Source organism: Saccharibacillus brassicae, from assembly GCF_006542275.1.
GTDB classification, from domain to species: Bacteria; Bacillota; Bacilli; order Paenibacillales; family Paenibacillaceae; genus Saccharibacillus; species Saccharibacillus brassicae.
Genome location: NZ_CP041217.1, coordinates 1,532,432 through 1,546,187, shown reverse-complemented (window position 1 = coordinate 1,546,187; position 13,756 = coordinate 1,532,432). Strand labels below are relative to the sequence as shown.

Genomic DNA, 13,756 nt, shown 5'->3' with positions numbered 1-13,756 from the left:
TCGCCGGACAAATCTCTACCTGTTCAGCGGACATTCGTCCCTTCCGGCAGATGGCGCTGACGAAATTCGCTGGGCAGCAGACCGGTTTGTTCCCGGAAAATGCGGCTGAAATATTTCTCGTCGGCGTATCCGATACGCTCGGCGACCCACTGCACCGTATTACGCGTCTCGGCCAGCAGCGTGCAGGCCCGGTCGATCCGTTTCTGCCGCACATATTCGTTGAACGTGACGCCCAGGATGTCGCGAAAGCATTGACTGAAGTAGCTTCGGCTCATGTTGACTTCCTGCGCCAGCTGCCCCGCCTGAAGCGGCTCGGACAGTCGCTCGTGCACCAGCGCGGCGGCTCGCGTCACGCTTGCCCGTACCTCGACGGAGTAGAGCCGCGAACCGAGCGCGATGCCCAGCTGTTCGCGAACCCGGCGCAGGAAACTTTCCGCTTCGTACCAAGTCCCGATCCGCCCCGGCAGTTCCAGGCGCCGCCCGGACGCCGCTTCGTAAACCGCGTTCCAGGCGTATCCCCAGCCGAGCAGCTCGCCGTGCAATCTCGCGGCGGGAAGGCGAAGCGAAGCCAGATCCGCCAGCAGTCCTTCGAAAGCTTCGGCGTCATGCACCCAGCCCAGCCGGGCACCGCGATGCAGCAGCTCCCGCAAAATCTGCGGCTGCGTCCCGTGCGGTATGCCGGACTCCGGGTCCGCCGCTTGTCGCCAATCGGCAAAATCGAGCACGTAAGCCTTTTTGCCCGGCTGCTGCGCGTAGAACCATTCTCCGTCCAGGTAGGCGGACAGGCCTGCCGCTATTTCGGAAGTGCCGAATCCGTGCAGACCGTTTAGACGCAGCAGGCTGCAGCCCGGACGGGGATCGCTTAATGTCAGGTTCAGGATATCCGCCAGCCGTTCGTCTTCCGCAGCGTCGAGAGCCAGCCACGCGGCAAGGCGGGGAACGGACTTGAAATCGGGCGCGCGAAAATCCGTGGTCATACGGTCGATCGCGTCCTTGAGCTGCGCTTCTTCGCCGCCGATCAGCGCATAGCCGCCGTCGCTCGGAGAAGCATGTTCGAAGGAGCGGCTGTTTTTGTTTTGTTCGCTGTCGATCCGCGAGCGGATTCGCCGAAGTACTTCCTCGAAGCGCTCCTCTTCAAGCTGTACTTTGGCGATGTAATCGATTGCTCCGAGCCTGAGCGCTTCCTGGATGTAAGAGAAATCCTGATGCAGCGTCAGCACGACGATGAATATTTGGGGATAACGTTTTCGGACATGCCGCATCAATTCGAGTCCCGACATGACCGGCATTGCCAAATCGGTCAGCAGCAGATCCACTTCCTGCGTCTCCAGCAGCTCCAGCGCTTTCTCGCCGTTTCGGGCTTCGCCGACGACGCGCAGTCCGAAATCCGCCCACGGCATCGTCGAAATCAAGCCTTGGCGCACGAGCTTGTCATCATCCACGACCAGTACGTTCAGCATCCGCTGATCCCTCCTTCTGGGGCTCGTCCGTTTCGTCCGGCAGCAGCAGGCTCACGGCCGTCCCGCGGCCCGGTACGCTTTCCAGGCGAAGTTCCGCCCGTCCTTCGTAATACGATTCGATCATGCGTTTGACGTAATTCATCCCGATGCCCATGCCTACTTTTTCATGGGCAGGCTTCTGCTCGTCCAGCAGCCGTCGGATCTCCGTTTCGGAAATGCCGCCCCCGTTGTCGCGAATCACGAGCTCGATCATGCCGTGTTCGCGTTTGACGTCCACCTGGATATGCCCGTCGTCGTCCAGACCGTGGTACAGCGCGTTTTCCACGAGCGGCTGCAGGATGAAGCGCGGTACCGGAACGTCCAGCACTTTATCTTCGACCCGAATGCGTACGTCAAAATCGAAATCGTACCGGATCTGCTGCAAAATCAAATACTGGCGCAGCGAGTCGATCTCTTCGCGAATGGTCGAGACCTGCCCGAGTTTGCCCAGGTTGTAATAAAGCAGTCGGTTCAAAGAGACGAGCAGTTTGTCGATCTCTTTTTGTCCGTTGATTACGGCCAGCCAGTGCGCCGTATCCAAAGTGTTCATCAAAAAGTGCGGATTGATCTGATACAGCAGCTTCTCCACTTCGAGATCCGCCCGGCGCTTTTCTTTTTGTTCCACTTCATGGATCAGCTCGGCGATCTGGCGTTTCATATGATGGAACTGCTGCTGCAAATATTGGAATTCCGGAATCCGGCTGGGAGGGGAAGGAGGATCGAAGCGGCTGCCGACGACGTCTTTCATCTCCCGGTGGAACCGGTTAAGCGGTTCGTACACCATTTTCCAGAGCAGCCCGGCCGTTCCGAGTCCCACCGCGAGGAAAAGCAGCAGCAGCATCGTCATGATTTGGACCCAACGGCGTTTTTCGGCTTCGTAATCGCTTTTGGGAATCAGCGATACGATGCTCCATCCCTGATTGCTCGTGCCTTTGAACCAATAATAATTGCCGACCAACCCGGAAGAGGGAGTTTCGCCGCCGGCCTTTTTTTGGATAAGAGCGTCCGGACGGAAAAAGCTGTTCTCGGCGAAGGTTTCGGGGCGTTCGCTGTAGGCGATACGTCCGGAGTTGTCCAGAATCAGATGCGAAGACGTTTTGACGATATGGTCGCTGTTCAAAATGTTCTGGGTCAGCTTGAAGCCCGACTCCATGTATACGTACACATTGTCTCGCCCCGGCAGATTGACTTTTCGCAGCGCCGACAGTACGTATTGGTCGTTAAAGCGGTCTTTGCTAATATGCGGGCCGTAATAGGAAATGCCGTAATATCCCGCCAGCAGAGGCAGTTCCTCGGGATCGAAATCGCCGCGGAGCCCGGCATTCGCGAACAGCATACGTTTTTCGTCGGCAAAATAATACATAACGAAACCGGTCGTCGGATTGGTGAACGTAATCAGGTTCAATTCGCTTTGGAGGTCTTCGATCAGCGCGGCGCGGTCATAAGCCTGTTCGGCTGCCAGATATTGTTCCAGCAAACGGCCGACGCTGCCCGGATAGGCTAACTGCTGCGAGACGTGATTCAGGTTGCTGATCGTATTTTCAAGCGAAAGCTGGACCTGATGCAGATTGCTCTGCACGCCCAGATTCAAATTGTCGGCCAGAATCACGGAAATGGTACGATGCGAGACCAGGGTGGTGATCGCGAACGGAATGATGACGCCTGCCGCAAAGATCAGAATAATGCGTTTTTTCAACGTAAGACGTTCTTGTTTCGGCCAAAGTAAGCGCTTGCGAAAAACGCGGCCTGTCATCGCATCCCCGTCCTTTCTTCCGGAATCAATCAAATTGTAACCGATGGGGCAAAAGTGCGCAATTTGGAAATCGGATCATACGGCAGACCTGTCGCACGATCGGAAAAAGAAGAAGGGAACGAGGAAAATGGAAGAAGGGAACGAGGAAAATAGAAGAAAAAGACCCCGTCCGACGCTGCTGCGCGAAATCGGGGTCTTTGAACGGGCTGCGGCCCGCTTGGGTAAAAGTTTGCGCTTCGCGGCGACTTCCGCTTATCCGCTTACAGCGGAACGCTAACCGGCCGGCGCTGCTTGACGTAGATCCATTCCTTGAAGCCAATCTCCCGCAGCTTGGCGGCGACCGCTTCGAAGTCTTCGCCGACGCGCGACGGCTTGTGGGCGTCCGAGCCGAACGAGATGGAGACGCCGTAATGCAGCGCGCGCTCCAAAATGGCGTCCGACGGATACCAGCCGCCGCAGTGCTTGGTGCCGCCCGACGTGTTCACTTCGATCGCGAGGCCGTGCTCGCCGATCGTTCGGAGCGCGGATTCCACCGCGGCTTCGGCCGGAATATCGGAGAAGGCCGGGTAGTAGCCTTTCATCGCGTCGATATGGCCGAGGATCTGGAACATGCCGCTGCGCGCCGAAGCTTCGATCAGGCGGTAATAGTCCCGTTTGGCTTCGATCGCAAGCTCCGCCGGAACGTCGGTCCAGCGGTTGCGGTCGAAGATGCTTTTGCCGCCGCTGATATGCACCGAGCCGATGACGTAATCGAACGGATAACGCTCGATCGCGTCGCGGTACACCTGTTCATGTTCGGTAAAATAGTCGGATTCGATGCCGAGCAGCACGTCGATCCGGCCTTCGTATTCTTTTTTGAGCCGCAGCACTTCTTGCACGTAAGAGTCGAGTTCAAGCCTCGACATGGCGACGGTCGGGATCGGATGGTCGAGCGGACTGAACAGATGCGGCATATGATCGGAGATGCCGATCACGGACAGCCCCTGCCCGATGGCGGCTTCGATATAATCGCGAATGTCGCCGTCCGCGTGTCCGCAGCGATAGTGGTGGGTGTGCAGGTCGAACTTCATGGACGGATGCTCCTTTGCGTTCGTTTATTCGGAACCGATAAATTGCGTTTCCGGCATGCCTTTGAGATCGGCGAGAAATTGGCGCATCGCCGAATTGAGATATTTGCCGGAACGGTAGATGACGCCGACGGGATGGCTGACTTCGAATTCGATCAACGGCAGCATGATCAGCGAGCCCTGGCGCACTTCGCGGGCGACCGACAGCTTCGAGATCACGGCGGCGCCCAGATTGAGCTCGACCATCCGTTTGACTTCTTCGCTGCTGGACAGTTCCATCGCGACGCGCGGCACGATGCCGTGCTGCTTGAACACCTGTTCGACGAAGCGGCGTCCGACCGTGTCCGGGGACAGCATGACGATCGGCACGTTTCGCAGATCGTCGATCGAAATCCTGGGCTTGTGCGCCAATTCGTTGCGGGGCGAGACGACCAGCTCGAACGTATCGTAATACAGCACCGACGTCTCTAGGTCCGGATTGCGCTCGATCAGGTAGCCGATGCCGATATCCACCGAGCCGTTCTCGACCAGGCTGTAAATTTGCGAAGAAGGCATCGACTGGATGCTCGTCTGGATCAGGGGGAACTGGTTCTGAAAATAGGACAAGACGCGCGGCAGGATCTGCATGGCGATCGAAGTGGTCGTGCCGAGCATGATATGGCCCTGGGGCGTTTCTTCGAGGTCGGTCATTTTCTGCTTCAACTCTTCCACGACGGACAAAATGCGCTCGGCATGCTCCAGAAACACGAGCCCGCGATCGGTCAGCGTGACCGGCTGGCTCCGGTCGACGAGCACTGTCTTGAATTCGTCTTCGAGGCTTTTGATCTGGGCGGAAACGGCGGGCTGCGTAAGATTGAGCAGTTCTCCGGCTTTGCGGAAACTCATCGTTTTGGAGATGGTCACGAGCGTCTCCAACTGACTCATGTTCATGAAACTTCTCCTCCCACCGCGTACTTGATTCTTTAAATTATAGGGGAAAAACAAAAGCAAAAGCAATGAACGCTTGAATTTTGCATGAAAATGAAAGAAACGGGATAAAACCCTTACGAAAGTAATGAATTTCCCGAAATTGGGTCTTTGGCTATAAAAAAAAAGCCTATTTATGGCGATAAAAGAATAAGCCGAATCATTACAGGATTCGACGTCGACCGCTCCAAGGGAGCCGTCTGCCCCCGGCATGTTCGAGCTTCTTCAAACGCGCGCAATCGGTGTCGAAAATCGTCGATAAGCTGCATAATCGTTGCCAGAAATAATCATTTAAAATCGGATGCTTTATTTTTATCTCTCACGTATAATTGGGATATCGAATATTAGGCCTTAAGGGTTATGATCTAAAGGTCCCAACCTCCCAAGAAACGTGATTCCAAAAACCTAAGCACCAGGAGGCGAATTTACATTATGAAAGCGGAAGTTATCAACCCGTTTTTGGAATCGGCTAAGCTTGTGCTTCATCAGCTTATTCAGATATCCCCTTCGACGGGAGCTCTTGCGATCAAGAGCGTCAAACCGATCGACGATCATATTTGGATTCAGATCGGAATGACCGGACAGCTGAACGGCAATATCATGTTCGGCCTGCATGAGCAGGTCGCCATGCGGATCGTATCGGCGATGATGGGCGGATTCGTCATTACCGAAATGGACGAAATGGGACGCAGCGCGATCTCGGAACTTGGCAATATGATCAGCGGCAACGCGGGCATTCTGCTGTCGAATCAAGGCGTGATCGTGGACATTACTCCTCCGCATGTCGTGCACGGCGACGAATTCAGAGGCGTTATGCCCGAGAAAGCTCTGACGATTCCGCTTCTTATGGAAGGAATCGGCGAACTGGATATTCAGGTACTGATCTCGTAAACTGAACAGGCGAACATTTATCCGAATCACGAAGGAGCATTCGCCTATATGCTGAATAACAAAATCGTATGGATCACAGGCGCTTCGAGCGGAATCGGAGCGCTTGCGGCGCGTCTGGCGTCGGAACGCGGCGCGATTCCGATCTTGTCCGCCCGTTCGGAAGACAAGCTGAACCGGGCGGCCCAGGCGGTGCCGGGTCCGCACGGCGTACGCGTATTCGATGTCAGCCAAGCGGAATCGGTCGAAGAGACAGCCCGCTCGATCATCGAGCAGTACGGACGGATCGATATCCTCGTCAACAATGCCGGCTACGGATTGTTCGAGACGGCGGAGGAGATGGACCTGTTCGATTACGAAGGCATCATGGACGTGAACTATTTCGGCGTCGTCCGCTGCACCAAAGCGGTGCTGCCGCATATGCGGCGCGCCGGAAGCGGCCAGATCCTGACCGTCGCTTCGATGGCCGGCAAGTTCGCCACGGCGAAATCGGCCGGCTACGCCGCTTCGAAGCACGCCGCCGTAGGCTTCATGAATTCGCTGCGCCAGGAGCTGCGCGGAAGCGGGATCGCCGTCTCCACCGTCAATCCGGGACCGATCGACACGCCGTTTTTCGAGACGGCGGACCCGGACGGCAGCTACGTCAAGAGCGTGGGCCGCTTCATCCTGCCTCCCGAGAAAGTCGCGCGCGAGATGGTGCGGATGATGGAGACGCGCCGAGGCGAGATCGACCTGCCCCGTTATCTCGGGCTGGCGATTCGGCTGTACGGGCTTATGCCGCGAACGGCGGACAAGCTGGCCGGACGTTTCCTGAACCTGAAGTAAGCCGCGCGCCAAGTTCCGTAAGAATCGTGTTCCCGATTGCGGGGATAGGGTTTTCGCGGGGCTTTTTTTGCGTTAAGTTAGAGGTAACACGCGGCCGGTTCGCGGCCGATCGGGCTGCCGGCCATCAGGCAAAGGAGGGACACGGATGAATTTGATCGCTTCGCAGCCCTATTATCAGGTGCAGCGGGAAGTGAGCGAAGGACAGCAAAAACGCAGCGTGTCGGATCGGCGTATCGATCTGTATCACGACCGGATCACGACGCACCGACGGGAATTTTTGCTGACGCATGTGTTCGACATCTCTTATCGCCGGATCGGGGGCGGGATCGGCCTGCTCTATTTGCATACGAGCATCGGCGTTTTCTCGTATACCGTCAATACCGATCCCAAGCCGTTTATCGCCTTGTTCAAATCGATGCCGACCGATTCCGGGCGCCAGGGCGAAGGCTCGTCCTAGCACGTCAAGCCGTTCCCGTACGCCGGGTCGATCAAGCCGCAGACGCGAATTCCGCGCCGCTGCGGCTTTTTGCGTTTCTTTTTTGCGTTTCTTTTTGCGTTTCTTTTTTGCGTTTCTTTTTACGTCTCCTTTTTGCCAGCCTTTGAATAAGTCGAACCTATATTTTATAAATCTAACGTTGACGTTAACGTTAGTATGTAGTAATATTCATATGTAAATGTTGAAATGATATGAAACGTACAGAAAACTTGCGCAAACGGCGGGAGGAGGAGACGGATGGACGCCTACAAAATCGACGATGTCGCCCGCGAGACGGGGCTGACCAAGCGGACGATCCGCTATTACGAAGAAATCGGGCTGATGCCGGCACCGGAGCGCAGCGAAGGCGGCACAAGGCGGTATACGCGCGCCCATATCGAGCATCTGCAGCGGGTCATCTCGGCGCGGGACGTGCTCGGATTTTCGCTGCAGGAGATTCAGGCCTATATGGTCTATGCGGAGGAGCTGACCGGACACCGCGAAGTGTATCCGCGTATCAGCGAACCGGAGCAGCAGCTGTCCAAGCTCCGGGAGATGGACGGGACGCTGGATCGGCAGCTGAGCCAACTGGACGAGAAGATCGGCCGGATTCTGGCGCTCAAAGAAGAACTGGAGCAGTTCCGAACCCGGGTACGCGGCGGAATCGCGCGCCTCGAAGCGGACACTCCCCAAACGTCGGAACCCAAGCCCAATACGTATACGGAGGGAACGGAGTCATGAAGAATCAAGTCATATCGGGGAACGCGCAGCGTCCTCCGGAAGGAAAAACGTTGAAAGAAGGCGGCTTTTTGTCCCAGCCCAAAGCGGTCTGGGCCGTGATGTTCGCCTGTATCATTTCGTTTATGGGCATCGGGCTCGTCGATCCGATCCTGCCGGCGATCGCCACGCAGCTGGACGCGTCGCCGAGCCAGGTCTCACTGCTGTTCACGAGCTATAACTTCGTGACCGGCGTGGCGATGCTGATCACGGGCTTCGTGTCCAGCCGGATCGGCGTCAAAAAGACGCTGCTGAGCGGCATCGTGCTGACCGTCGTCTTCGCGGCGCTGGCCGGTTCGTCGGACACGATCGCGCAGATCGTCGGTTTCCGCGGCGGCTGGGGACTCGGCAACGCGCTGTTCATCGCGACGGCGCTGTCGGCGATCGTCGGCTTGTCGACTTCGGGCACGGCCAAAGCGATCATTCTGTATGAAGCGGCGCTCGGCCTCGGCATCGCGGTCGGACCGCTGCTGGGCGGAGAACTCGGCTCGATCTCGTGGAGAGGACCGTTCTTCGGCGTCAGCGTGCTGATGGCTCTCGCTTTTGTAGCCGTCACCGTGCTGCTGCCGAAGATTCCGAAACCGAAAACGACGAGCAAGCTGTCCGATCCGTTCAAAGCGCTCGCTTATCCTTCGCTGATGACGCTCGGCATCGTCGCTTTCCTGTACAACTTCGGCTTCTTCACCCTGATGGCGTATTCGCCTTACGTGATGGGACTCGACGAGCACGGGCTCGGCTACGTCTTCTTCGGCTGGGGCCTGCTGCTGGCGATCACGTCCGTGTTCGTCGCGCCCCGTATTCAGGCCCGCTTCGGCACGGTCCGCTCGATGGCGGTCATGCTGACGCTGTTCGCGCTCGACCTGCTCGCCATGGCGGTCGGCACGGTCATGGGCAGCCCGACGACCGTTATCGTCTGCGTGATCGTGGCCGGCGCGTTCCTCGGCATCAACAACACGCTGATCACGACGGCGGTAATGGAATCGGCTCCGGTCGAACGTTCGACCGCTTCCGCCGCCTACAGCTTCGTCCGCTTCATGGGCGGCGCGGTATCGCCGTTCCTGGCCGGCAAGCTTGCGGAATGGTTCAGCGCGGAGATGCCGTTCTACTTCGGCGCGGTCATGGTCGTAATCGGCGTGTTCGCCCTGCTGCTGAGACGCCGCCACCTGTCGCATATCGACGCGGCGATCAGCCATTGAGTCCAGGTCAAGGCGCAAGGTGCAACGATCAAGATACAAGGCGCGATGTGAAAAGAAAATCGAAGCACGCACACCCAAATCCCAATTACGGAAAGGAAGCGGCATCCATGCAGCATATTCTGGTAGCGATAGACGGTTCATCCGGCGCCGCGCAGGCGCTGGAACAGGCGATCTCTCTCGCTTCTTCGTTCAAAGAAGTGTCCAAAATTACGGCGCTGCACGTCGATCCCGCGATCGCGATGAACGAGCCGGCGATCGGCTTCGACCCGGAAGCCCGGATCGAAACGGAAGGGCTTGAGACGCTGCGTCCGGCGCTGGCGCGGCTGGCCGATTCCGGCCTGCCGCATGGCTCGGCCGTGCGGCGCGGCGATCCGGCGCGCGAGATTTGCGAGTTCGCCCGCCGCGAACAATGCGACCTGATCGTGGTCGGCACGCGCGGACACGGGCTTGCCGCCGAGCTGCTGCTCGGCAGCGTCAGCCACAAAGTGATCCAGCACGCGCCCTGCCCGGTGATGACGATTCGCTGAGCGGCGCGGACCAAGCCTTCTCTATTCAAGCGTTCTTCCCTTCTTCGAGAAGCGGGAGGACGCTTTTTGGCGTATCCGGCTTTTCGATTTTCATTTGGGATTTGGGCCGATTCCCCCTATAATGGAGGGAGGACATGACTGAACATAAAGGTGGAACAACGTAATGACAAAAGAAATCGAACAATTTGCGCAGCTCGGCATCGGCGAAGCGCTGACGGCCTCGCTGCTTGAATACGGAATCGAGACGCCGAGCCCGATCCAGACCGAAGCGATCCCGTACATTCTCGAAGGCCGCGACGTGCTGGCGCAATCCCAGACCGGTACGGGCAAGACGCTCTGCTATTTGCTGCCGCTGCTGGAGAGAATCGATCCGGAGAAAAAAGAAAGCCAGGTGCTCGTCATCGCGCCGACCCAGGAACTGGCCATGCAGATCGTGCGCGAAGGCGAGAAGTACGGCGCCGCGCTCGGTATTCAGACGATCGGCCTGATCGGCGGCGCTTCGGCGGCCCGCCAGATCGAGAAGCTGCGCCAACGGCCGCAGCTCGTCGTCGGCACGCCGGGACGGCTGCGCGAGCTGCTGTCGACGCGCAAGCTCAAGCTGCACGAAGTGCGCAGCATCGTGCTCGACGAAGCCGACCAGATCTTTCAGATGGGCGGCGCGGACGACGTGCGCTCCCTGCTCAAGGGCGCGCTGCGCGATCGCCAGCTGATCTTCCTGTCCGCTACGCTCGGACCCGACGTGCGCGGCTTGGCCAAGCGCGAGATGCGCGATCCGGCCGACGTCGGCATCGAGCCGGAACAGAAGCTGGTCAAGCTGACGCAGCATTTGTATTTCGAATGCCAGCAGCGCGACCGTATCGATACGCTCCGCCGGGTCGTGCGCCATTACAACCCGGACCGGGCGATCGTGTTCGTCAATCAGGCCGACACGATCGCCGAAGTGGAAGCGAAGCTGAACCACCTGGGGCTGGAAGCGCGCACCCTGTACGGCGACGCCGACAAAGTGACGCGCGCGAACGTGCTGTCGCAGTTCCGCGCCGGCAAGTTCCGGCTGCTTGTCGCGACCGACGTCGCCGCCCGCGGCCTGGATATTCCGGGACTGGAACTGGTCGTGCATCTCGACCCGGCCGCGGATTCCGAGCATTACGTCCACCGGGCGGGCCGGACCGGCCGCATGGGACGCAAAGGCCTGTCGGTCTCGATCGTGACCGATCGCCAGGCGTTCATCATGCGCCGATTCTCGCGCGAACTGGGCACGGAGATCGAAGAGCGCGCCATGTATGACGGCGTGGTCCTCGATCCGGCGGAAGCCGACGAGCGCCGCTCGCGGCGCACGTCGAAAGGGCCGACTACCGGCCGCGGCGACAGCGCCAAGCCTTCGGCGAAGCCGGCGGCACGCGGCGCGGCGCAGGCTTCGGCCGCGCCGTCGGGTGATGCGCCGGGCAGCGCCCGCCGCGACGCGGGCGAAGCTGCGCCGGAAGCATCGGTGCGGCCCAAGCCTGCCGCGAAGCCGGCCGGACGGGGACCCAAAGGCGGCAAGAAGCAGCCGAACAAAGACAAAGGCGCGCCGAAGTGGCTGAAGGAGAAGCGTTCTCCGCAGGACCCTTCCTAAAGCGGAAGGCGTCCGGCCGCGCGGCCGCATCAGATACGGAAGAGGGGTATGGAAATGGGTGAACAAGCTGCCTTGAAGGTCGCAAGTCTGACCGGCGGGTACAGCGTGAACAAGCCGGTGCTGCACGGCGTCGATTTCGAAGTCGGCACGGGCGAAATGGTCGGCCTGATCGGGCTCAACGGAGCCGGCAAGAGCACGACGATGAAGCATATTCTGGGCTTGATGTCGCCCAAGGAAGGCGAAGTCCGTATTAGCGGCGCGCTGCTCAAGGACGATCCCGACCGGTATCGTTCCGCGCTTGCCTTCGTGCCGGAATCGCCGGTGCTGTACGAAGAATTGACGGTACGCGAACATCTGGAATTCACGGCGAGAGCGTACGGCGTCGATCACGCGGTGTTCGAAGAACGCGCGGAGCGCCTGCTGAAGCTTTTCTACATGAAAGACAAAGAGCACAGCCTGTCTTCGCATCTGTCCAAAGGCATGAAGCAGAAAGTCATGATCATGTGCGCCTTCATCGCGCGGCCGCCGCTGTACGTCATCGACGAGCCGTTTCTGGGCCTCGATCCGCTCGGCATCCGCGACCTGCTGGACTACATGGTCGAAGTGAACCGCGAAGGCGCTTCGATCCTGCTCAGCTCCCATATTTTGTCGACGATCGAAAATTACTGCGACCGCTTCGTTATCCTGCACAAAGGCCGCATCATCGTGCAGGGCACGCTTGAAGACATCCGCAGCGCGTCGAACATGCCGGGCGCTTCGCTCGAGAACATGTTCGACCGGCTCGTCCGGGCAGAGGGCGCCGGGGGCATTCAATGAGCGGGCCGCCGGATGCTCCGACAGGAAGAGGCGGGGAAGCGCCGGTCGGCGCGCGCTTCGCTTCGCCGCCTTCGGGCGGACTGCCCTGGCCGGCCGGGACGATCGCCCCGATGACGGCCGAAGGCATGCAGGCGCTGCGCGGCCGGCGCCGCTCGACGTTCCTCGGCCGGATCGTGCCGTACACGCCTTACATCATTCAGAGCGGACTGGCCGTCACCGTGATGCTGCTGCTCATCCTGTTCTCGGCGTGGTACACGTCGCTTGTGCAGGACGTGCCGCCGGGGCTGCCGATCCGCTGGATTCTGCCGGCGCTGCTGTTCCCGCTGGCGGCCTGGAGCAGCTTCCGCACGTACATGCAGCCGGCCGATACCGTATTCCTGCTGCCGCTGGAGACGAAGATGCGCGCTTACTTCGCTCCGGCCTGGCGCGGAGGGATCGTCTACAAGCTGCTGATCGTCTGGCTCGTGCTGCTGGTCGCGTGGCCGATCTATATCCGCGTGCAGCCGGACGATCATGCCAATCTGTGGCTGAGCCTGCTGCTGCTGCTCGGCTTGAAGCTGCTGTTCGCCTACGGCGCCTGGCAGGAACACCGCTTCGTCTCGGGACGCCTGCCCGCAATCTTCGCGCTGCTGCGCTGGGTACTGGCCGCGGGAATGCTGATCGCCTGGTTCCAACTGGGGCTGCTCTACGCCGTGCTGTCGATCGTGATCGGCGCCGCGGTTTACATGCTCGCCCTGCGCTTCCCGGCGAAGCACCGCGTGCCGTGGGAACGGCTGATCGCGGTCGAACGGGCGCAGGTCGGCCGGTCGATGCGGATGCTCGGCTGGTTCGTGGACGTGCCGACGGAAGATCCGCGCGTATACCGGAGACGTTGGCTGGCCGGCTTCGGCCGCAAAATTCCGTGGCAGCAGGAAGAGGCGTACCGCTTCCTGCTGACCCAATCGTTTATTCGCGGCGATCTGCTCGGCATGGTGGGACGCCTCGTGATCGTCGGGTTCGCCTTGCTGCTGCTCGCCCGCGAATCATGGGGCGGCGTCGCGCTGCTGCTGCTGCTGCTTTTCATGATCGGCACGCAGCTGAACGGGCTGCGGCGCGCCCATGCCGATTCGCTCTGGCTGGCGCTCTATCCGATCCCGGAAGATTCGCGCCGGCGCGCGGGACTGTATCTCATGATTCGCGTGCTGCTGGTGTCCGCGTTCGCGATGTGGCTGCCATTCCTGCTGACGCTGCTTGCGAATCCGCTGCTTGCGCTCGGCGGACTGGCCGCCGCGTTCGCGTTCGCCTGGCTGATCCGCCGCTCGGCGGAACGCCGGTGGCGCAAAATGGAAGGCGAAGACGACTGATTCGAAGCCGGC

Annotated in this window: 13 protein-coding genes; 9 read left to right on the top strand and 4 right to left on the bottom strand. The window is 59.6% G+C overall.

Features of this window, described 5'->3' with window-relative positions; genetic code table 11:
* Positions 1-23: 23 nt before the first annotated feature.
* The 4 genes from FFV09_RS06320 to FFV09_RS06305 all read right to left on the bottom strand — a co-directional run bounded on the left by FFV09_RS06320 (position 24) and on the right by FFV09_RS06305 (position 5,249).
* Positions 24-1,460 (bottom strand): response regulator, encoded by a 1,437-nt coding sequence (locus tag FFV09_RS06320; protein ID WP_141447033.1) that lies wholly within the window; start codon positions 1,458-1,460, stop codon positions 24-26.
* Positions 1,435-3,252 (bottom strand): sensor histidine kinase, encoded by a 1,818-nt coding sequence (locus FFV09_RS06315; protein ID WP_141447032.1) that lies wholly within the window; start codon positions 3,250-3,252, stop codon positions 1,435-1,437. The genes FFV09_RS06320 and FFV09_RS06315 overlap by 26 nt, the downstream gene beginning before the upstream one ends.
* Before the next feature lie 260 nt (positions 3,253-3,512).
* The gene (locus FFV09_RS06310; RefSeq protein WP_141447030.1) at positions 3,513-4,322 is read right to left on the bottom strand and encodes a histidinol-phosphatase; all 810 of its coding nucleotides are present in this window, start codon (positions 4,320-4,322) and stop codon (positions 3,513-3,515) included.
* Positions 4,323-4,346: 24 nt separating this feature from the next.
* Positions 4,347-5,249 (bottom strand): LysR family transcriptional regulator, encoded by a 903-nt coding sequence (locus FFV09_RS06305; RefSeq protein WP_141447028.1) that lies wholly within the window; start codon positions 5,247-5,249, stop codon positions 4,347-4,349.
* 468 nt (positions 5,250-5,717) lie between these two features.
* Between FFV09_RS06305 and FFV09_RS06300 the strand changes: the two genes are divergently transcribed.
* The 9 genes from FFV09_RS06300 to FFV09_RS06260 all read left to right on the top strand — a co-directional run bounded on the left by FFV09_RS06300 (position 5,718) and on the right by FFV09_RS06260 (position 13,744).
* Positions 5,718-6,176: a chemotaxis protein CheX gene (locus tag FFV09_RS06300; RefSeq protein ID WP_141447026.1), complete on the top strand. Its 459-nt coding sequence runs from the start codon at positions 5,718-5,720 to the stop codon at positions 6,174-6,176.
* 48 nt (positions 6,177-6,224) lie between these two features.
* Entirely contained in the window at positions 6,225-6,998 is a 774-nt protein-coding gene (locus tag FFV09_RS06295; RefSeq protein ID WP_141447024.1) for an SDR family NAD(P)-dependent oxidoreductase, read from the top strand.
* A gap of 145 nt (positions 6,999-7,143) precedes the next feature.
* Positions 7,144-7,455, top strand: a complete 312-nt coding sequence (locus tag FFV09_RS06290; RefSeq protein ID WP_141447022.1) for a hypothetical protein — start codon at positions 7,144-7,146, stop codon at positions 7,453-7,455.
* A 276-nt stretch (positions 7,456-7,731) separates the two neighbouring features.
* Complete coding sequence (locus FFV09_RS06285) at positions 7,732-8,214, top strand: MerR family transcriptional regulator (RefSeq protein ID WP_141447020.1); 483 nt, start codon at positions 7,732-7,734, stop codon at positions 8,212-8,214.
* Positions 8,211-9,446 (top strand): MFS transporter, encoded by a 1,236-nt coding sequence (locus FFV09_RS06280; RefSeq protein ID WP_237401774.1) that lies wholly within the window; start codon positions 8,211-8,213, stop codon positions 9,444-9,446. Before FFV09_RS06285 ends, FFV09_RS06280 begins: the two co-directional genes overlap by 4 nt.
* 107 nt (positions 9,447-9,553) lie before the next feature.
* Entirely contained in the window at positions 9,554-9,973 is a 420-nt protein-coding gene (locus FFV09_RS06275; protein ID WP_141447018.1) for a universal stress protein, read from the top strand.
* A 163-nt stretch (positions 9,974-10,136) separates the two neighbouring features.
* Complete coding sequence (locus tag FFV09_RS06270; protein WP_141447017.1) at positions 10,137-11,585, top strand: DEAD/DEAH box helicase; 1,449 nt, start codon at positions 10,137-10,139, stop codon at positions 11,583-11,585.
* A 54-nt stretch (positions 11,586-11,639) separates the two neighbouring features.
* Positions 11,640-12,401, top strand: coding sequence for an ABC transporter ATP-binding protein (locus tag FFV09_RS06265; RefSeq protein WP_141447015.1), 762 nt, complete (start codon positions 11,640-11,642; stop codon positions 12,399-12,401).
* On the top strand, positions 12,398-13,744 hold the full coding sequence (locus FFV09_RS06260; RefSeq protein WP_141447013.1) for an ABC transporter permease: 1,347 nt from the start codon (positions 12,398-12,400) through the stop codon (positions 13,742-13,744). Before FFV09_RS06265 ends, FFV09_RS06260 begins: the two co-directional genes overlap by 4 nt.
* Positions 13,745-13,756 lie beyond the last annotated feature (12 nt).